The sequence below is a fragment of the Plesiomonas sp. ZOR0011 genome (assembly GCF_000800945.1).
In the GTDB taxonomy this organism is placed as follows: domain Bacteria; phylum Pseudomonadota; class Gammaproteobacteria; order Enterobacterales; family CAMTGL01; genus Plesiomonas; species Plesiomonas shigelloides.
In genome coordinates this window covers 1-19,836 of the sequence record NZ_JRKB01000075.1, presented here as the reverse complement: position 1 = coordinate 19,836, position 19,836 = coordinate 1, and the positions used below count along the sequence as shown (strand labels likewise).

Genomic DNA, 19,836 nt, shown 5'->3' with positions numbered 1-19,836 from the left:
AGTGACTATTCGTCCGAAAGTGTGTCGAGAATGACATATTTATTTATATCTTTTGGCTTAATTCTGTCCGCCAGCGGCCGCTACTAATCGGTATACAAGGATAAACGTATCTTTTATCGCACCGGCCGGAGGTTCTCTCCGACCGTTACGGAACCTCTTTCTGATCGCTCACCTCTGCTAAACGAGAATAGTGATATGTTATTTAAGCATCTTTCCATCGGCAAAAAGCTGACTGCGGCGTTCTCGCTGTTATGTCTGCTGATTATCGGTATCGGCCTGTTTTCCTTACTGCAGTTCACTCGGCTGAATGCTGAATCACTGGATTTGACTGACAATGTCATGCCAAGTATCCGCGTGGCAGCCCGAATCAGTGATGAAGTGGGTAATTTCCGCCGCTATGAATTGGGCATGTTCTTGGTCAATGACGATCCAAGCCGCAATGCCGAATATCAACGTGTCTTGCAAAATCTGCCGTCTCAAGTTGATGGTGCGCTGACCGAATATGCGCCATTGGTCTACAGTGACCACGAGCGTCAGACCTATAACAACATTAAAAATGAATGGTTGGCCTATCTGGGTCTGCATCGTCAGGTGATGGATATGTTAAACCGTGGCGAAGTTCAGCAAGCACGTCACTTCTTCCTGACCCAAGGGATCCCTGCTTATCAGAAGCTGAATGCCCAAACCACCGAGCTGATGAACATCAACCAAGCCTATGCGGTTGAAGGCCGTCAGATGGCGGAAAATGTGTTTGGGTCAGCCAAACTGAGCATCTTCATCTGCATCGCGGTGGCGATTGTTCTGGTAGTGGTTTTCGCTAACATTCTGACGCGTCAAATTCGCGATCCACTGCTGTTGCTGGTTGATCAAGCCAAACAGATTGCTGGCGGTAACTTGGCGCGCGGCGCACTGTGCGACTATCTGGACTCCGGCAAAATGGCCAACGATGAAATCGGTCAGTTAGCCAAAGCGATTCGCCAGATGAAAGAAGGTCTGCACCAGCTGGTGAACGAGATCACCTCCTCAGTATCGCAGCTGAGCACTGCGGTGGAAGAAGTGAGCGCAATTGCCGAGCAGTCGTCACACGGTATGCAGCAGCAACAAAGCGAAGTGTCGCAGCTGGCCACGGCGATGAACGAGATGCAATCCACCGTGATGGAAGTGTCCCGTAACACTACCGATGCCGCCTCAGCGGCGCACGATGCCTCCGAGTCTTCTGGCTCTGGTAGCAAAGTGGTGCACAGCGCGATCCACAGCATTGAAGCCGTGGCGCAAGAAATCGAACATTCTGGCCAAGTGGTACAGCAGCTAGAGCAAGACAGTGCCAGCATCAGCGTGGTGTTGGACGTCATTCGCAACATTGCTGACCAAACCAACTTGCTGGCGCTGAACGCCGCCATTGAAGCTGCGCGTGCCGGTGAACAAGGTCGTGGCTTTGCGGTGGTCGCCGATGAAGTGCGTACCTTGGCGCAGCGTACCCAAGACTCGACGGCTGAAATCAACAAGATCATCGAAGTGTTGCAATCCCGTGCTGCCGAAGCTGGTCAAGCGATGCAGATCAGCCGTCAGCAGATGCAAACCAGCGTTGAGCAGGCGCGCAATGCCGGTGCCACTATCGAGCAGATCAATCAGGCGGTGATCCGGATTTCCGACATGAACACCCAGATTGCCAGCGCCACCGAAGAGCAAAACTCTGTGACCGAAGAGCTGAACCGCAGCATCGTGAATATTCACAATGCCTCGGATGAAGTGGCGCAAGGCGCTAACCAAACGGCGCAAGCTTGTGCTGAGCTGAGCCAGTTGGCGGTACATCTGCAGCAGATGACCAATCGCTTCGCCCTGTAAGCCTCAGCATCCTCTCGGCGAGGTACACACCCGGAGCAGGACGCTAAGTAAATAGCGCGCAATAGAGCAACAGGCCATCCAGGCATACTGGGTGGCCTTTTTTATCTCTGCCGTTACCCGCCATCCCCTTTTTACCTCGCGCACTGTCCCCGGCACGGAAAGGTTTTCCAGCATTAGATGCGCGCTTGGCTCGGCGAGGCGTAAAAATCGAATATTCGTAATAATCGAAAGGTTTTGTGCGTTTTTTGCGCTTTTTTTCATGCTGCCGCGGACTACACTGATCCCATCAAGTCTGGGAGGTGTGTATGTTACATCTGAGAAAAAGCGAGCAACGCGGTCATGCCAATCACGGCTGGCTAGATACCTGGCACAGCTTCTCTTTTGCTGATTACTTTGACCCCAGCTACATGGGCTTTTCGGCCCTGCGGGTGATTAACGAAGATTTTATCGATGAAGGCTGCGGCTTTCCCACTCACCCGCACAAAGACATGGAGATTCTGACCTATGTCCGCCAAGGTCGGGTCGCCCATAAAGACAGCATGGGCAATGCCACTGAGGTACAAGCGGGGGAATTCCAAATCATGAGCGCGGGGACCGGTATTCGCCACTCCGAATACAACCCGAGCAATGATGAGCTACTGCACCTGTTCCAGATCTGGATCCTGCCGCAGCAAAAAGGGCTGGAGCCGCGCTATGCCCAGCGCCGTTTTGAGCCACAATCAGGGCCACAACTGATCTTGTCACCGGATGCGCGCGATGGCTCGTTGCAGGTGTTTCAAGACATGCAGCTGTGGCGCTGGATGCTCCAGCAAGGTGAGCAAGCGACTTACACGCTGTTGGATAATCGCCGTTTATGGCTGCAACTGGTCAGCGGTAGCTTAACCGTCAATGGTGAGCAGTTGGAAAACAGTGATGGGTTAGCGCTGTGGGAAGAAAATCTGCTGCACATCAGCGCCGACAGTGACAGCGAATTCCTGCTGTTTGATTTGCCTTAATACGCGGGCGTGGATTAGCGAGCGCTAATTCGATGGCATCGCTCGACTGGCATGCCTGTAACCGTCGAGCTATGCTCTTAAAAGCCAAGCATGATGCTTGGCTTTTTTATGTCTACCTGCATCGAGAGCACACAATTCGATTATTACTATTCGGTATCAATATGCTCGCGGATCAGGTGCAAAAACGGCGAGCCAAAGCGCTCCAGTTTACGCTGGCCAACACCGTTAACGCTCAACATGTCGCGTGCGGTGGTGGGCATTTGCTCCGCCATCTCCTGCAAAGTGGCATCGTTAAACACCACATACGGCGGGATCCCTTCTTCATCGGCAATCGATTTGCGCAGCTTACGCAGCTTGGCAAACAGTTGACGATCATAATGGCTCAACAGTGTCTTGGCGCTGCTACGTAGTTTGCCTAAGATGACGCGTGGCTGCGCCAATTGCAAACTGACTTCCCCGCGCAGCAACGGTCTGGCCGCTTCGGTCAGCTGTAAGGCGGAATGCAGAGCGATATTCTGGGTGACAAAACCTAAGTGGATCAGTTGGCGTAGCACACTGACCCAATGTTCATGGCTGTGGTCACGCCCGACGCCGTACACCGAAAGTTTATCATGGCCATGATCACGGATCCGCTGACTCTGCGCCCCGCGCAGCACTTCCACCACGTAGCCCAAACCAAAACGCTGGCCGACCCGATAAATGCACGACAGCGCCTTTTGCGCATCCTCCAAGCCATCATAACGCTTGGGCGGATCAAGGCAGATATCGCAGTTACCGCACGGCTCTTGGCGGCTCTCGCCAAAATAGTTCAGCAGCACCAAACGGCGACACGTTTGCGCCTCGGCAAATGCGCCCATGGCATTGAGCTTGTGGGTTTCCACATCCCGCACCGGCCCGGGTTCTTTTTCTTCTAGCATCCGGCGCAGCCACACCATATCGGCTGGGTCGAAGAACAATACTGCTTCGGCCGGCAAACCATCACGGCCGGCACGGCCCGTTTCTTGATAGTAGGACTCGATGTTGCGCGGAATATCAAAGTGCACCACAAAGCGCACGTTCGGCTTGTTGATCCCCATGCCGAACGCCACCGTGGCGACCACTATCTGTAAATCATCGCGCTGAAAAGCCTCTTGCACATCACTGCGCCGCTCGGTGGTTAATCCGGCGTGATACGCCGCAGCACTCAAGCCACGGGCTTTCAGACGCTGGGCGGTGTCTTCCACCTTGGTGCGGCTATTACAGTAGATAATACCGCTTTTGCCGCGCTGCTCTTGCACATAGCGCAGCAGCTGTTCGGCCGGTTTGAATTTTTCCACCAGCGTGTAGCGAATATTGGGGCGGTCAAAGCTGCCCAGATGCAGATCGTAATCGGTGAGTGCCAGATGGCGCACGATATCTTGGCGGGTGGTGTCATCGGCTGTGGCGGTCAGCGCCATCACAGGCAGCTGTGGGAAACGCTGTTTGATCTCGCCGAGCGCACGGTATTCTGGGCGAAAATCGTGTCCCCACTGCGAGATACAGTGCGCCTCATCCACCGCCAATAACGAGAGAGGCCACTGCGCCAACTGCTGTTGCAAGCCACCGGTTAACAAGCGCTCCGGCGAGACATACAGCAATTTGAGCACGCCGCTACGCGCATCTTGCATCACTTGCAGTTGCTCTTCGCGGCTTAAGGTGGAATTCAGACAGGCGGCAGCCACGCCATTGGCGCGCAATTGGTCGACCTGATCTTTCATCAGCGAGATGAGCGGAGAAATCACCAAGGTCAGACCGGGCAATAACAGCGCCGGCACCTGATAACACAGCGATTTACCGCCACCGGTCGGCATGATGACCAGATTGTCACGGCCGTGCAGCGCCCGTTCGATGATCGCCGCCTGCCCAGGCCGGAACGACTGATAACCGAACACGTCGCGCAGAACCTGCGCGGCCGCTGAAGGAGCTGGAGAAACTTCCGCCACTGACACGCCGCCATCCTATCTCAAGAGAACACAAAGGCGGTATTGTAAAAACACTGCCGCCGTTTGTCGCTATCTGATCGCGGCGTGAGCACATTGCGCGCCGCCGACGCACCGGATATACGGCATGCAGTAACGTCGGCGAGCCCGTCAGTGGCGCTTGTTACGCTGACCCACTTACATGATGTCATTCAACATCACGCCAATCCCGAACGAGGTCTGGCGGTAGTTGTAATCAATCATGGTTTGACCGTAACCGGTGAACAGTTGGGTGTAGAAGCGCACGCTTGGCGTCAGTGGATAACTCCAGCCTAGCTGTACGCTGCCTTTGTCGGAATCCCAGTTGTAGCGTCCTTCCATGCTGTAGACGCTGTCGCCGGCTTTATAGCCCACTTGCAGACGATAGTGGCCGAGGTAATCGACGATATCGGGGTTGTCATCGTTTTTATCCGAGTCCACCCGCACCCACGGCTCTAAATCAACCATCCAGTTACCGCGCTGCGCCATGACGCGCGCATAAATGCGGTTCCAGCTGCGTGAGGTGTCATGCTTTTCGTCCTGCTCATCGAAATAATCGTAGCCACGACCATTCGACTGGTGCACGAAACCGAACTCCAGCTCTTTAAAGCTCCAGCCGGCCAGATTGTAATCGGTGCTCCACGCGGTAAAGATGCGCGGCTCATAGTTAGTTTCCAAGAACGGCGCCGAAATCGAGAAATTCGTCGCTTGCCACACCGATTTTTGAGTATAGGCAGCGGCAATCACCGAGTTATGGCCAAACGCGCCCCGCCAAATCGGGAAGGCAAAGCTGAGCTGGAATTTGATGTTGTCTTTACGCAGGTCGTCCGCATCGTAGCCACGGTTAGCATACATGTCTTTGTTGAGACGATCGGTATAGGTGTACAGGATGTAATTGGTGTCATACGGGATCAGCAAAAATGGCGTGTCATGGCGCTCCAGCAAATTTGCAATCCGACCGGCATAATTGGGCCGACTCGCCGCACTCGGTGCTGACTCACTCGCCGTTGCTTCACTGGCCGGCACCGCTGTGCCAGCGTCTAAATCCGTTTCCTGAGCCAGCACACTGGCACTGCCTAACGCACTGCTCAGTACCAGTCCTGCACTCAGCCATCCCCGCATACCTGACATAATTACTCCTCTTTAGGTTCTGCCTTCTGCCTTTATTGAGCTTGTTGCCGGCCCTGTCCGCGGTCAGGTTGCCGGTAGGTATCTGCTTATTGTGCGCGCATCCTAACAAGGAATCCGCCGCCGCTGTTAGCAATATCAAGCACTTTTGTGTGAGCAAAAATGTGTCGCAAAAAGTGTGGGCGGCCTAACGCATTGTGCGTGTTTTTTCATCAGCGCTGATTTAAAGTAAAAACACTAACGCAACAGTTTAATCACATTAATGGCGATTACCGCTTATGGATAAGGAGCCTGTATGCCATCCCCCTACCTTTCTGTGGCTCAAGCGCGGGATTTTATCGGCCAGATCTTCATGCAGGACATGCCCTTTAACCGCCTGCTGGATATGCAGCTGACACAAAATGATGCAGATTTAGTTGAGATCCGAGTCCCGATGCGCGATGAGCTGATTGGCAATCCGCACCACCGGATCTTGCACGGCGGCGTCACTGCCGCCATTTTGGATGTGGTCGGCGGCATCTTAGCCGCCACCTCAGCCCTAACCCAAGGTGAACAGCTGACCGAGGCGCTGCTGGCCGAGCGCCTCGGTAAAGTCGGTACCATCGATTTGCGTATCGACTACCTGCGCCCCGGCCGTGGCCAGATGCTGATCGCTACCGGCCACCTGATCCGCGCCGGTAACAAAGTGGCGGTCACCCGTATGGAGCTGCACAACGAGCATGGCACCCATATCGCGTTCGGGACCGGCACCTATCTGGTGGGATGATGCCCGCAGGGGCGAGAGCCTGCTCGCCCCTACCGGTCTTCTCACTCTGCGCTCAGGCGCATGATCATTTTGACTTGGCGGCCACCGGCGGCGCGAACACCGCACTTAGCTGGCCCGGCGCACGCAGGTAATGCAGCATCAGATCGCGCACCGTCTGCTCGGTAATGCCATTGAGTACCTGATTGACGTCCATCACCTCCTCTAACGGATAACCGGCTAAGCGGTACTGACTGAGCAGCTCCACCGTAGCAGCAGGTTGCCGCCAGATATCTTGCAACGAGGTCGCCACTTGGCCGCGCGCCTGCGTGAACTCTTGTTCGCTGATCCCTTTATCCAGCAGCAAAGCCAGCTGCTCGGCTATCGCCTCTTGCGCCTCTTCTTGCTTATCCGGTGCCACCAGCACTCGAATTTGTAGCAGATTCAGCTGCATGTCGGTGCTGGGGTAATCCATGTCCACCGCCACCCCATAAGTGAGCCCCAAGGCTTCGCGCAGTTGATTCTCCAGACGTTGCTGCAAAATACGCAGCAGCATGTCGTGCGCCAAACGGTGGGTTAAATCATCTTGCATCGCCGGCACTGACAAGCGCGACTCAATAACCAAAGTGCGATCTTCTGGGTTGTCTTGCCGCAGCAGCGGTTTACTCTGGCGCAGTAAGAACGGATAACGCGCCCACTCCGGCTCACCGCCCAAATCAATGCCGCCTAAATAACGCGCGGCCAGCGCAAACACCTTGGCCGGATCCACATCTCCCACCACGACCAGCTCGGCATCTTGCATCGTCGAGATAAAGATCTGGTGCAGCGCCTGTAGCTGTTTCAGTGAGACTTGCTTGAGCTGCGCTGGCGTTGGTAACTCGGCATAGCGGTTATGCGGGAACAGATGCTGATCCAGCATCTGATTAAAACGTCCTTGCGCGGTGGCCAGATACTGGGTCAACTGGCTGGCTTGCTGAGTGCGCACATCGTCCAGCACCTGATTATCCAACTTCGGCGCTAGTAAGCTCTGGCGCGCCATCGCCAACCAAGCATCGAGATGCTCAACATCCGACGAGCCACCCAACCCATGTTGGCTCAGGGTGAGCAGTGGCCACATGTCCAAACGGTTCACATCCATAAACTGCTGCGTTTGAGTACGATCCAACGGCCCAACACCGTGCGCGCCCCACACGCCGAGCAATTGACTGGCAGGCAGCAGCTCCACCGGCAGTGAACGCACACCGCCACGCGAGCGTAAACGCAAATAAATGCGGTCTTTAGCTTGCGGGTCTTGGCGAACCAGCACCGATAAGCCGTTACTCAGCAGCGCGCGACTCAGTTTCCACTGCGGCCAGCTTTGCTGTTCGGTGATCTGGCCGATCTGTGCCGGCGTAGCCAACATTTGCTGCGCGGCGGCGGCACCAGATTCGCTGCGACTCAACGGCGCTTGCGGTTGTGCGGATAAAAAACGCCAAGCCTGCATCAGGCTATCGGCGGATTGCGCCGCTTCACTGTGCGGTTGCATCAGCACCAAGACCGGCTCGATCGCCAGCTGACGCTGCAGCTCTTGATTGACCCGCTCTAAACTTAAGTTTTGCAAGAAGGTGGCGCGTAAACGGCGATACTGCTCCGGTCCCAGATCTGGCGCGCCCGATTCGAGGGCAAACAGACGCTGATTAATAAAATCGCCGCTGGTCATGCGGGCGTATTGCTCATAAAAGCGGTTAAGATCGTCATTGGCCAAGCGATGCGCTAAGGTCAGCTCGCTAGGTAACACCCCGTGCTGACGCAAACGAGCCAACTCGGTGGCCACAAATTGCAACCACTTTTGCCGCTGCTCGGCATCGCTTTCCACGCTCAGCGCGCACGACTCGCGCGCATAACGCACACTGCAGCCCAAGGTTAAACTGATCGGCTGACTGCCGTGCTGACTGATGGCATCGCTCAGGCGCTGGCGGATCAAACCGCGCACAAAATCCCCCAGCCACAACGCATCCAACGCGGCACTGTCTTGTGGCGGCTGCCACGCGCTGTCCCACACCAACAGCAATTGGTTGTTCAATTGCTTATGCGCGCTGATTTGCAGTGGGCTGGCCGCCAGTGGCGGCAGCACGGCCGGCGGCACGGCCTCGCTACGCTTGCCCTGCAGGGGAGCAAACAAATGCGCCACTTCACTACTGACCTTGCGCGCATCCACATTGCCGCTGATCAAAAGCGTCATCGCATCTGGGGTGTACCACTGACGGTAAAAAGCCTGTAAACGCTCACGGGTAGCACTGTTGATCACCTCGGCCTCACCAATCGGATCGTGCTTGGCCAGCGCGGAGCCTTTGATTTGGTAATCCCACCACTGCTGATGGGCCGAACGTTGATTCTTATCGCGGGTCAGGCTCTCACCCAAAATCACCCCACGCTCGGCCGACACTTGCGCCGGCTGCAAGCTCAAGCCACCCGCCACATCACTGAGCCAAGTCAGGGCCGGGGTCAGCAACTGCGGCTTATCCGCCGGTAAACTGATGCGGTACAGGGTGTTGTCATATTCGGTGGAAGCATTGAGGTCATCGCCAAAGGTCAACCCAGCTTGCTGCCAGAGATCGCGAATGGCTTGCTCAGGGAAACGGGCGGTGCCGTTAAAGGCCATGTGTTCCAGGAAATGGGCATAACCGGCCTGCTCTGGGCGCTCTTGAAGCGAGCCGGTACGCACGAGCAAGCGCAACTCGATGCGATCGTTCGGCCGCTGTGGGGTATTTAAGATCTGCCAATGCAGGCCGTTATCCAGTCGCCCTTCCAACCAAGCCGGATCCGGTTGCAACACCTCGGCCGCCACCTGCGTAGCCACCAGCATCAGCGCCGCCGCCAGCCACGCCATCACCGGCGCCATACCACGCGCAAGGTGGCGCCTTACATATCCCTGTACCATGTTTTCTCATCCTGATAATCAGCCGATGGCGACCCACACACGAGCAGCCATCACAAGCTTGGCGATAACAATATAAGTAATAATCTGCGTTAGTAATTAAGCAGTGATACGCGCGTAATAACACGCGCGCCACTTACTCAATGACAAACTGAACACGTCGGTTCTGTGCGCGTCCGGCGGCGGTGCTGTTGGTGGCGACCGGCTCACTTTCCCCAGCACTGCGCAGTGGGCCAATTTGCGACGCCGGTGCGCTGTTATTCAGCAAACTGCGGGCGGTCGATTGCGAACGACGCATCCCAAGGCCTTGGTTAAAGGCGGCGCTGCCTATGCTGTCGGTATGCCCGACCAAGCCCACACGCAGATCGCTTTGCTGCATCACACGCGCCACACAGCGCACGATCGCCTGATCGCGCGGGTTAAGCTCGCTGCGATTAAAGGCAAAATGCACCGGATCGACCCCCAGCACATCAAACTGGTTATGTTGCAAATACTGCTCGCAATCCGCGGGGATCACCTGCGCTGGATAGGGGCCAGCAATCGGCATCTGATAACCGCGTGAGATCACTTCCTCGTGAACCTGAAACAGCACCGGGACATCGGCCAGCGCACGGCTCACCGGTAGCACCACCAAGGTGCTCATGACACAGCCCAACCACCATCTGCGTGACCCAGTTCGTTGCAATGGCATCATATCCTTCTCCTGCATCCAACCGCGCGGTGATTATCCGCATCTGTCTATTATGCGAGCTAAAGTACCCAAGACGCAATGCCACGACCGTAGGCTACACCACGGCGCTTATTGGCTGTCGGCCTCGGTGGTGAGCATTTTCGCCCCCCGCTTACGCGGCGGCTCAGCCTGCAGCAATAAACCCTGTAAACGGGTAAATTGACGCGCCAGCTCCCGATTGAGCCACAGATAACCAAATGGACTGAGTGGCAAACGCCCCGCTTCGCGCAGCGGTACAACGCCAGCTTGGACAAAGGTTTCGAACATGCCGCTATCGGGGCGCGATGCATCTTGGCCGCGCAAACGCATCGCCTGCGCGTTCATCGCCCGCGCCAGCTGCATTTGCTCGGCTTTCAGTTTCGGCAATTCCCAATGGATTTGCGCATCAGAATAAGCTTGATGGGTGCCGACCAACAGCTCTAAGGTACTGAGCATCAGACGCAGCAAGTTTTGAATTTCGTTGAGGGTTTCCAGCGGCAAGAAGTGCTCGCGCGAGGCTGGCGCCAACAGAGGCCGCATCGAAAGATGGCGGTTATAGATGGTTTTAATGGCTTGTTCGCTGTCGAGTGACTGTAACAGCACTTCCGAGCGGTGCACTTGATACAGTTGCGCCATCGCTTTGAGGTTATCGCTCAGCAGTAATTGCCAGCGGCGTGACGCGTGTTGCGGGAAGATGCTGCTAAAGAAAATCGCCAGCACGGTGCCGATCAAGACATCGGCGGCACGCCATAAGGCTTCTTGCTCGCCGGCCATTCCGCCCCAACCAATCATGGCCAGCGTGATCCCACACAGCATCGCCACATACGGGCGCTTGCCAAGGCCATAATAGCCACAGGCCGTCGCCACCAGACTCATCCACGCCCATGCTGCCCACGGTGCAATCAACTGCATTTTGATGCTAATCAGACCGGCGGCAGCGCCAATCAGGGTACCGAGAATGCGGTGCCAGCCCTTTTGCCACACGCCCCCCATGTAGGGAATGTTACTCATCACCACCAACAGAGTAACCAGTACCCACGGGCTATGGCCGAGCGGCGCGTAATGCAACAGGATTAAGGTCAGCAGGAAGGCCGAACCGACACGCAGCGCATGATAGGCTCGATAGTGGCGAAAGATAAATTCGCGATCAACTAAACGCACGGGAAGAACCACGCAGCAAAAAAGAGAGCCTGCATTTTAGCAGGCTCCTTGCGTGAGAACAGAAAAATGTGATTACAGCCACACAAACCAAGCGAACAAACTGATAACCAGAATGCACACTAAGTTCAGCCACCAACCCACGCGGATCATGTCGCGTTGGCGCACCAAACCGGTACCAAACACAATCGCATTCGGCGGTGTGGCCACTGGCAGCATGAAGGCAAACGATGCGCCCATCCCGATCACCAAGGTCAGCAGCAACGGTGGCATGCCTAAGGCTTCAGCCACGGTCGCAAACACCGGTACCAGCAGCGCCGCACTGGCGGTATTCGAGGTAAATTCGGTCAGGAAGATGATAAACGCGGCCACGGCTAAGATAATGATGAACCAGTGGCTGGCACCGAAGATATCCGCCATGCCGTTGGCCATCACCAAGCTGGCGCCAGAGTCTTTCAGCACCGCACTTAAGGTCAGACCGCCACCGAACAGCATCAGCACTCCCCACTCGGTGTTTTTCTGAATTTGCTGCCAATTGGCCACGCCGGTCGCACCAATCAGCACCGCGGCACTTAACGCCACCAGTGAGTCAAATTGCTTGATCCCGCCGAGTGCTGCACTGATTTGGCTACTGAAGATCCAGCACACTACCGTCACCGCAAAGATGCTCAAGGTGATCATGCGCGACGGTGTCCACACCATGGTTTCCGTTTCGATGCTGACCACATGCTTGAGGTTCGGGCGCAGTACCAGATACAGCACCGCCATCATCACCGGCATGGTCACCAGCATCACTGGCAGACCGAACTTCATCCAACCGGCAAAATCCAATCCCAATTGGGCGGCAGCGATCGCGTTTGGTGGGCTGCCCACCAAGGTACCCAGACCGCCGATACTGGCGCTATAAGCCACCCCCAGCAGCACGAACACGAAAGTACGGCTGTCTTTTTCCTTATCCAATTTGCTCAGGATCCCCAGCGCCAGTGGCAGCATCATCGCCGCAGTGGCGGTGTTACTGATCCACATAGAAAGCGCTGCGGTAACCCCAAACAGCAGCAGCACCGCGGTCGACATTTTGCCGCGCGCCAGTACCATCAGACGATTGGCGATCAGGCGATCTAGCCCTTGAATATGCAGCGCAGTCGCCAGCGCAAAGCCGCCGAAGAACAAGAAAATAATCGGATCGGCAAACGAAGAGAGCGCTTTAGGCGCATCCAACAAGCCAAGGCCGACGGCAACCAGCGGCACCAGCAGCGCGGTTAAGGTGACATGCAACGCTTCGGTCAACCACAGCACGCCGATAAAGACCATCAGCGCCAAGCCTTTGTTGGCATCGGGGCTAAACGGTAATACGTTGAGTAATAAAGCAAACAGCGCCATATCCAGCAGGATAATGACGCCATTGCGGCTAACACCTGCGCCCAGCGCCGGAGTGAGAGGAACATCGGCCATATGGTAAAACTCCCTGTGAAAATACGACCTGCGGCCGGTATGCATGTAGGGTCACCCACAAACACACCTTGATTTCACACAAAGATAACCAAATAAAAACATTCAGCCAGAGGACAACTAGTCAAATATGCTACATATTATCAATCTGAGAGCTGAAGCGTTTTAGACCTTAAAAAGAATATGGCTATGCAAGCATAGCCATTTCTAACATTCGGCTGTTTTAAACCCCGCGGGTTAAATTCCAGCCGCGAGGTTGCCGTGTTTGCAATTGTTGCCGTAGCGACAGGATGCGGCTTAGTGCCTAAAGCGCATGACTGAGGCGCTTAACGCCACACAAACCAAGCAAACAGCGTCACGATGCCGACGCACAGCAAGTTAAGCCAAATCCCCACGCGCACCATCTCGCTTTGGCGAATTTGCCCCGTACCAAACACAATCGCGTTGGGCGGCGTGGCCACCGGCAACATAAAGGCGCACGACGCCCCCATGCCGATCACCAGCGTCAGCAGGGCCGACGGCATGCCGAGCGCTTCAGCCACAGTCGCAAATACCGGCACTAACAGCGCCGCACTGGCGGTGTTGGAGGTAAATTCGGTCAGGAAGATGATAAACGCCGCCACCGCCAGAATGATGATAAACCAGTGACCGGCGCCAAACAGATCGGCCATGCCGTTAGCCATCACCACGCTAGCCCCTGACTCTTTTAACACCGCACTCAAGGTCAGGCCGCCACCAAACAGCATCAGCACGCCCCACTCGGTGTTTTTCTGGATCTGCTGCCAATTAGCCACCCCACAGGCACCAATCAACACCGCGGCACTTAACGCCACCAGCGAGTCAAACTGCTTCACGCCCCCCAGCGCAGCACTGATCTGGGTACTGAAAATCCAGCACACCACGGTCAGGGCAAAAATCGCCAATGCCAGCAGGCGCGGACGCGTCCAACTCAAGGTTTCTACTTCCACCTTAAAGGTATGGCGCAAGTTCGGGCGCAGCAGCAGATAAAGCAGCCCAATCATCAGCGGCATGGTGACCAGCATCACCGGGATCCCGAACTTCATCCAACCGGCAAAATCTAAGCCTAATTGCGCCGCTGCGATCGCGTTTGGTGGGCTGCCCACCAAGGTGCCCAAGCCGCCAATACTGCAGCTATAGGCAATGCCGAGCAGCACAAACACGAAGGTACGGTGGTCTTTTTCGCTATCGAGCTGTGCCAGCACGCCCAGCGCCAGTGGCAGCATCATGGCGGCCGTGGCGGTGTTACTGATCCACATCGACAACCCCGCCGACACCCCAAACAGCATCATTACCGCCACGCCCATTCGGCCGCGTGCCGCCAGCAGCAGCTGATTGGCCAGCAGACGGTCAATGCCCTGAATGTGCAGCGCAGTGGCCAAGGCAAAACCACCGAAGAACAGGAAAATGATCGGGTCAGCAAACATCGACAGCGCTTTAGGCGCTTCCAGCAGCCCCAGCACCACCGCCATAATCGGCACCAGCAGCGCGGTCAGGGTGACGTGCAAGGCTTCGGTCAGCCACAGCACACCGATAAAAATCATCAGCGCCAACCCTTTGTTGGCCGCCGGCTCAAACGGTAAAAACGCCAATAGCAATCCCAGCAGCAGAATATCCGCTGCCAAAATCACACTGCTACGACTGATACCACCAGACGCGGGTGAAGGAGAGACAGACAGCTCGCTCATAAATCATCCTTTCTTGTTGGGGATCAATAACCCCGCAGTTAAGCAACAGACACAACCTCCGAGGCGCATCAATTTCACCAAACGATAACCGCAACACAACAATGGATAAATTGATTTAAACGTTAACTATTCACTTTAATGCCAATGATGAGAGCTGAAACGAATAGTTAGGCGACCTTTTCCACTAAAAGACAGCAGAAATCGCGCCACTAAATTAGTAGGTAGCATTTTGTAGTACCTATGAGCGTTTACCCAAAAAAGAAACAACCCGTTAATAACAACCGCAAGCGGTATCCCGACACTATGTTTTCTCCGCCAACGCTCTACCCTAACGCAAGGGACGCCTGTTGCCAGTGATTGCGCATCAGTGAGCCGGTACTGGGTCACGCCCAACTGGTTAGCGCCCCGCTCGCTGTTTTGCGTTCTCATTGATGGCTTGTCACGTTTATGCGTGTCACAGGCAGGTGTTCTGAAAGGAGTCAACATGTGGGATGTTGTTGATCTATCGCGGCTACAGTTTGCCCTGACCGCGCTCTATCACTTTATATTTGTACCCTTAACTCTCGGGTTGTCGTTTTTGCTGGTGATCATGGAAAGCTTGTATGTGGTCACCGGCAAAACCGTCTACCGCGATATGACCCAGTTCTGGGGTAAGCTGTTCGGGATTAACTTTGCCCTTGGCGTTGCCACCGGCCTGACCATGGAGTTCCAATTCGGGACCAACTGGTCATATTACTCACACTATGTGGGGGATATTTTCGGCGCGCCGCTGGCGATGGAAGCCCTGATGGCCTTCTTCCTCGAATCCACCTTTGTCGGCATGTTTTTCTTTGGCTGGGAGCGGCTGAATAAATACCAGCACCTGCTCGCCACCTGGTTGGTGGCCTTCGGCTCCAATATCTCGGCGCTGTGGATCTTAAACGCCAACGGCTGGATGCAGTATCCCACCGGTGCCAGCTTCAACTTCCAGACCATGCGCATGGAGATGGTCAGTTTTAGCGATCTGGTGTTTAACCCCGTCAGTCAGGTCAAATTTGTCCATACCGTCACCGCCGGTTATGTGGCCGGCGCGATGTTCGTGATGGCGATCAGCGCCTATTACCTGCTGCGCGGTCGTGATCGCGGCTTTGCCTTGCGCTCGTTTTCGGTCGCGGCCTGCTTTGGCATGCTGTCGATCCTCGGCGCGATTCAACTGGGTGACAGCTCAGCGTTTGAAGTGGCCAAAGTGCAGCCGGTGAAACTGGCGGCAATGGAAGGCGAATGGCAAACCTCACCGGCCCCAGCGCCATTTCACTTAGTCGCTTGGCCGAACCAAGACGCGCAGAAAAATGATTTTGCCATCAAGATCCCAGCCTTATTAGGGATTTTAGCCACGCATTCGTTGGATAAACCGGTGCCCGGGCTAGTTCCACTGATGAACGAGACCTTGCCACGCTTAGAGCGCGGCCGCGAAGCCTATTTACTGCTCCAGCAAATCAATCAAGGCCAAAGCAACGCACAAACCCAAGCCGCGTTCGACAAAGTGAAAGCCGATTTGGGCTTTGGCCTGCTGCTGAAACAGTATGCGCCAGACATGACACACGTCACCACAGAGCAGTACCAAGCAGCCATGAAAGGCAGCATCCCCGAAGTGGCTCCGGTGTTCTGGAGTTTCCGCATCATGATTGGCTGCGGCATGTTGATTGCGTTGGTGATGCTGGCGGCGATTATCCAAACCGTGCGCGGCAAAGTGGCCGACTCCCCACGGCTACTGCGCGTTTGTCTGTATAGCTTGCCGTTACCGTGGTTTAGCATCGAAGCCGGTTGGTTCATGACCGAATTTGGCCGTCAACCGTGGGCGATTCAAGATGTCTTACCCACCGCCGCCGCTAATTCAGCGTTAACCGCCGGCCAGTTATGGTTCTCGATCTTGTTGATTTGCGGTCTGTACACCCTGTTCCTCATCGCCGAAGTCTACCTGATGATCAAATACGCCCGCTTGGGCCCCAGCAGTTTGCACACCGGTCGCTATGCGCTGGAGCAAGCCAGCCGTCCACAGGCCTAAGGAGAGATGACTATGTTTGATTACGAGACTCTGCGCCTGATCTGGTGGCTGATCATCGGCGTGATCTTAATTGGTTTTGCCGTCAGCGATGGCTTTGATATGGGGGTCGGCACGCTACTGCCCTTTATTGCGGCTAACGATACCGAAAAACGCATTTTACTCAACAGCGTCGGCCCACACTGGGAAGGCAATCAGGTATGGCTGATCTTAGCTGGCGGCGCGCTGTTTGCCGCGTGGCCTTTGGTGTACGCCGCAGCGTTCTCCGGTTTTTATGCTGCCATGATCATCTTGCTCAGCGCCCTGTTTTTCCGGCCGCTGGCGTTTGATTATCGCGGCAAAATTGCCGATGCCCGCTGGCGTAACCTGTGGGATTGGGGTCTGTTTATCGGCAGCGCGGTACCGGCCATACTGTTCGGTGTGGTGTTCGGTAACCTGCTGCAAGGGGTGCCATTTACCTTAGATAACAATCTGCATATCAGCTACCAAGGCACCTTTTGGGCGCTGCTCAATCCGTTTGCTCTGCTGTGTGGCCTGCTCAGCCTGTGCATGATCTTGCTGCAAGGCAGTTGCTATTTGCAGCTCAAAACTGGCGGCGTGCTGCACCTGCGTGCGCGTATGATCACCCGCAGCAGTGGCTGGCTGCTACTGTGCTGCTTCTTGCTGGCCGGTTACTGGTTGATGGAAGGGATCCCGGGCTATCTGCTGTTGCATGCAAACCCCAATGGCCCGTCTAACCCGCTGCTGAAAAGCGTCGCGGTAATGCCGGGGGCGTGGGCCAATAACTTTATCACGCATCCGTGGATGCTGGTCTTCCCGCTGCTGGCGGTCGTGATGTCGCTGCTGACCTTGCTCACCAGTGCGCGCCGCTGGTCTGGCTGGGCCTTTTTGACCGCCTCGCTGACTCAGGCTGGGGTGATCCTCACGGCGGGATTTACCCTGTTCCCGTTTGTGATGCCATCGAGCCTCAATCCGGTCGCCAGCCTGACCTTGTGGGATGGCACATCCAGCCATGAAACGTTGGAGATCATGCTAATTATCGTGGCGATTTTCTTGCCGATCGTACTGCTGTACACCGGATGGTGCTACTACAAGATGTTCGGTCGCTTACATGCCGACTTCATCGAGCAACATGATCATCAACTGTATTAAACGCGTGGGAGCGCTGGCATTAACCGCAGCGCTCCACACCATCTGAAGAGGTAACCAAATATGTGGTATCTGGCATGGTTTTTGGCCATTTTACTGGCCTGTGCCTGCGCAATCATCCTTGGTGTCTGGTTGGAAAATACCCACCTGCCGCCTGAGCCACCGCAGGCGCAGTAAATCACCACGGACATCCGCCCACTAAAAAGCCCCACCTCTCGGCGGGGCTTTTTATGCACCACGTGATGCATCATGCCGCGGCGCTAGCCCAAGCAGACACAATTGCGCCCGTTTTGCTTGGCCTGATACAAGGCCACATCGGCGCGGCAGATGGTATCGGCCATATTCTCACCTACGCCCAACTCCACCACCCCAAACGAGGCGGTCACCGCAATATTGAGCGGCCAAATCGTCTGCTCAAACTCACTGCGCAGCTGCTCAGCCACATATTGCGCACGGTACAAGGTCATATCAGGGCACAGCAACATAAACTCTTCACCGCCCCAACGCACCAAACGGCAATTGGCGGGGATCAGACTGCGACAACGGTGCGCCAGATGCTGCAACACTTCATCCCCGACCGAATGGCCATAGGTGTCATTGATGCGCTTGAAGTGGTCGATATCCAGCAAAATCATCGCGCCTTCCGTTTCGGCCTTGGTCGGCCGCCACATATCCAGCATCAAGGCGCGTGCGCCGTAGCGGTTCAATGCCCCAGTCAGCGGATCGTATTTGGCCTGATACTCCACCTCTTCATTACGCAGCTTCAGCATCAGATTCAGCTCTGACAACTGCTGCTGGCGCTGGCGAGCACTACGCAGCTGAGCGCGCATCTGCACGTGCATCAGCGACAAATAGGTCAGCATACTCACTACCCACACCGCGATGATCAGCAGATAATAATGCTCTTGCGAAATCCACTTGCCGTGAAACTCCACATAATCAATCTGCAAACGGTGCTCACCGGCCGGCATCACCTCGCTAGAGGCAAATTCCAGCTGAAAGACCCGATCAAATTGCGGCAAAGCGTGTTGTACAGGCACTTTAAAATCGTTGATCCACCAGCTGGCCACCTGAAATGCGCGCATTGGTACATCCACCATATTGCCGGTATCGGCTGGACGCACAATCAGCTCGTTAACCTTATGCGATAATGGCTCATCACAGCGCGAATAGGCCGGATCGTAATTACGCAGGTACAAACGCCAGAACTGCGGCTCTTCACCGGATGAGCGCAGCGCAATGCGGATCCGCTCAAACTTAGACAAATCCAGCCCCAATTCCGGCTCCGCCACCAGCAGTGACGCCTCACAATACGGCCAACGATAATCGGTAGTTAACTGACAATTCAGATTAATCCGGCCATTTTTGTCTACCGTCACCACGGCTTCAGAGGTGCCACCGCGCACCCGATCATCTATCGGTTCAACACTGTCGGCACTCAAGCCATCAATTCGGATCACCCGATGGGCAAACACCGGGTATAACACCACCGCCGCGACTGTTAGCAGCAACAGGGCAGTAAAAAACTTGGCCGCGGCATTCTGCCACACCATTAACCAGCGCTCTCTCATTACTCTTGGTATGTTCTTTTTATAAATTAGATCTACAACAGTGAAGTTTAGCATTGCTTAAAAAGGATTAAATGGAACAAACACGCAGTTATATGTCTGATTATTGGGTTTATCTGCCGAGAAAAGCCTACAAACAAGATAGGTATATGGCAACCAATGCACTGCATCAGAATCACCATGCCGCACCGAAACCTAAAATCCAGCCACGAGAAGAGATGCCAGATAGCGGCAGGAAGAAAAACGAACAGGCAGGGAGTCCAAGAGAAAAGAACAACAAGATCAAGGAAGGATAGGAGCCAAAACGCCAATACAAAAAACTAATACAAAAAAACAATGCAAAAAACCCAGCCATAAGGCTGGGTTTTTCAAGAATGCTGGTCGGTGAGAGAGGATTCGAACCTCCGACCCACTGGTCCCAAACCAGTTGCGCTACCGGACTGCGCTACTCAC

Annotated in this window: 15 protein-coding genes; 7 read left to right on the top strand and 8 right to left on the bottom strand. The window is 55.2% G+C overall.

Annotated features, from left to right (window positions below):
- The first annotated feature begins 195 nt into the window (after positions 1-195).
- On the top strand, positions 196-1,845 hold the full coding sequence (locus tag L975_RS14375) for a methyl-accepting chemotaxis protein (protein ID WP_047709141.1): 1,650 nt from the start codon (positions 196-198) through the stop codon (positions 1,843-1,845).
- A gap of 305 nt (positions 1,846-2,150) precedes the next feature.
- Positions 2,151-2,840 carry a pirin family protein gene (locus tag L975_RS14370; RefSeq protein WP_010862855.1) on the top strand — a complete coding sequence of 230 codons (690 nt, stop codon included), beginning with the start codon at positions 2,151-2,153 and terminating at the stop codon, positions 2,838-2,840.
- 146 nt (positions 2,841-2,986) lie between these two features.
- On the opposite strand, the gene recQ is transcribed toward L975_RS14370, so the two are convergent.
- On the bottom strand, positions 2,987-4,807 hold the full coding sequence (gene recQ / locus L975_RS14365) for an ATP-dependent DNA helicase RecQ (RefSeq protein ID WP_047709140.1): 1,821 nt from the start codon (positions 4,805-4,807) through the stop codon (positions 2,987-2,989).
- Between the two features lie 168 nt (positions 4,808-4,975).
- Positions 4,976-5,947, bottom strand: a complete 972-nt coding sequence (gene pldA, locus L975_RS14360) for a phospholipase A (protein WP_230400820.1) — start codon at positions 5,945-5,947, stop codon at positions 4,976-4,978.
- Between the two features lie 292 nt (positions 5,948-6,239).
- Between pldA and L975_RS14355 the strand changes: the two genes are divergently transcribed.
- On the top strand, positions 6,240-6,710 hold the full coding sequence (locus L975_RS14355; protein ID WP_039046430.1) for a thioesterase family protein: 471 nt from the start codon (positions 6,240-6,242) through the stop codon (positions 6,708-6,710).
- Between the two features lie 64 nt (positions 6,711-6,774).
- Here the strand turns inward: L975_RS14355 and L975_RS17370 are convergent, their stop codons facing one another.
- The 5 genes from L975_RS17370 to L975_RS14330 all read right to left on the bottom strand — a co-directional run bounded on the left by L975_RS17370 (position 6,775) and on the right by L975_RS14330 (position 14,625).
- Positions 6,775-9,606: a pitrilysin family protein gene (locus tag L975_RS17370; protein WP_081995716.1), complete on the bottom strand. Its 2,832-nt coding sequence runs from the start codon at positions 9,604-9,606 to the stop codon at positions 6,775-6,777.
- Positions 9,607-9,739: 133 nt separating this feature from the next.
- Positions 9,740-10,297: an OmpA family protein gene (locus L975_RS17365; protein ID WP_156121224.1), complete on the bottom strand. Its 558-nt coding sequence runs from the start codon at positions 10,295-10,297 to the stop codon at positions 9,740-9,742.
- Positions 10,298-10,402: 105 nt separating this feature from the next.
- A complete protein-coding gene (locus L975_RS14340; protein ID WP_177326648.1) occupies positions 10,403-11,473 on the bottom strand; it encodes an FUSC family protein in 1,071 nt (356 codons plus the stop codon).
- A gap of 72 nt (positions 11,474-11,545) precedes the next feature.
- On the bottom strand, positions 11,546-12,922 hold the full coding sequence (locus tag L975_RS14335; RefSeq protein WP_010862862.1) for a DASS family sodium-coupled anion symporter: 1,377 nt from the start codon (positions 12,920-12,922) through the stop codon (positions 11,546-11,548).
- Positions 12,923-13,245: 323 nt separating this feature from the next.
- Positions 13,246-14,625, bottom strand: a complete 1,380-nt coding sequence (locus tag L975_RS14330; protein ID WP_010862863.1) for a DASS family sodium-coupled anion symporter — start codon at positions 14,623-14,625, stop codon at positions 13,246-13,248.
- Between the two features lie 484 nt (positions 14,626-15,109).
- Here L975_RS14330 and L975_RS14325 point away from each other — a divergent pair, with 484 nt between their 5' ends.
- From L975_RS14325 to cydX, 3 genes are read left to right on the top strand one after another with little or no spacing between them, the layout of a single operon-like run.
- Positions 15,110-16,669 carry a cytochrome ubiquinol oxidase subunit I gene (locus L975_RS14325; protein WP_010862864.1) on the top strand — a complete coding sequence of 520 codons (1,560 nt, stop codon included), beginning with the start codon at positions 15,110-15,112 and terminating at the stop codon, positions 16,667-16,669.
- A gap of 12 nt (positions 16,670-16,681) precedes the next feature.
- Positions 16,682-17,818 carry a cytochrome d ubiquinol oxidase subunit II gene (cydB, locus tag L975_RS14320; protein ID WP_047709138.1) on the top strand — a complete coding sequence of 379 codons (1,137 nt, stop codon included), beginning with the start codon at positions 16,682-16,684 and terminating at the stop codon, positions 17,816-17,818.
- 60 nt (positions 17,819-17,878) lie between these two features.
- Positions 17,879-17,992, top strand: coding sequence for a cytochrome bd-I oxidase subunit CydX (gene cydX, locus L975_RS17745; RefSeq protein WP_010862866.1), 114 nt, complete (start codon positions 17,879-17,881; stop codon positions 17,990-17,992).
- An 83-nt stretch (positions 17,993-18,075) separates the two neighbouring features.
- Here the strand turns inward: cydX and L975_RS14315 are convergent, their stop codons facing one another.
- Positions 18,076-19,368, bottom strand: a complete 1,293-nt coding sequence (locus tag L975_RS14315) for a GGDEF domain-containing protein (protein ID WP_052181496.1) — start codon at positions 19,366-19,368, stop codon at positions 18,076-18,078.
- Positions 19,369-19,457: 89 nt separating this feature from the next.
- Between L975_RS14315 and L975_RS14310 the strand changes: the two genes are divergently transcribed.
- Positions 19,458-19,679, top strand: a complete 222-nt coding sequence (locus L975_RS14310; RefSeq protein ID WP_047709137.1) for a hypothetical protein — start codon at positions 19,458-19,460, stop codon at positions 19,677-19,679.
- The last annotated feature ends 157 nt before the right edge of the window (positions 19,680-19,836 follow it).

Bases quoted from the DNA above. Each gene is read 5' to 3' on its own strand.
- L975_RS14375 (WP_047709141.1), top strand. From the start codon at position 196: ATGTTATTTAAGCATCTTTCCATCGGCAAAAAGCTGACTGCGGCGTTC.
- L975_RS14370 (WP_010862855.1), top strand. From the start codon at position 2,151: ATGTTACATCTGAGAAAAAGCGAGCAACGCGGTCATGCCAATCACGGC.
- pldA (WP_230400820.1), bottom strand. From the start codon at position 5,947: ATGTCAGGTATGCGGGGATGGCTGAGTGCAGGACTGGTACTGAGCAGT.
- L975_RS14355 (WP_039046430.1), top strand. From the start codon at position 6,240: ATGCCATCCCCCTACCTTTCTGTGGCTCAAGCGCGGGATTTTATCGGC.
- L975_RS17370 (WP_081995716.1), bottom strand. From the start codon at position 9,606: ATGGTACAGGGATATGTAAGGCGCCACCTTGCGCGTGGTATGGCGCCG.
- L975_RS17365 (WP_156121224.1), bottom strand. From the start codon at position 10,297: ATGATGCCATTGCAACGAACTGGGTCACGCAGATGGTGGTTGGGCTGT.
- L975_RS14335 (WP_010862862.1), bottom strand. From the start codon at position 12,922: ATGGCCGATGTTCCTCTCACTCCGGCGCTGGGCGCAGGTGTTAGCCGC.
- L975_RS14330 (WP_010862863.1), bottom strand. From the start codon at position 14,625: ATGAGCGAGCTGTCTGTCTCTCCTTCACCCGCGTCTGGTGGTATCAGT.
- L975_RS14325 (WP_010862864.1), top strand. From the start codon at position 15,110: ATGTGGGATGTTGTTGATCTATCGCGGCTACAGTTTGCCCTGACCGCG.
- cydB (WP_047709138.1), top strand. From the start codon at position 16,682: ATGTTTGATTACGAGACTCTGCGCCTGATCTGGTGGCTGATCATCGGC.
- cydX (WP_010862866.1), top strand. From the start codon at position 17,879: ATGTGGTATCTGGCATGGTTTTTGGCCATTTTACTGGCCTGTGCCTGC.
- L975_RS14315 (WP_052181496.1), bottom strand. From the start codon at position 19,368: ATGGTGTGGCAGAATGCCGCGGCCAAGTTTTTTACTGCCCTGTTGCTG.
- L975_RS14310 (WP_047709137.1), top strand. From the start codon at position 19,458: ATGGAACAAACACGCAGTTATATGTCTGATTATTGGGTTTATCTGCCG.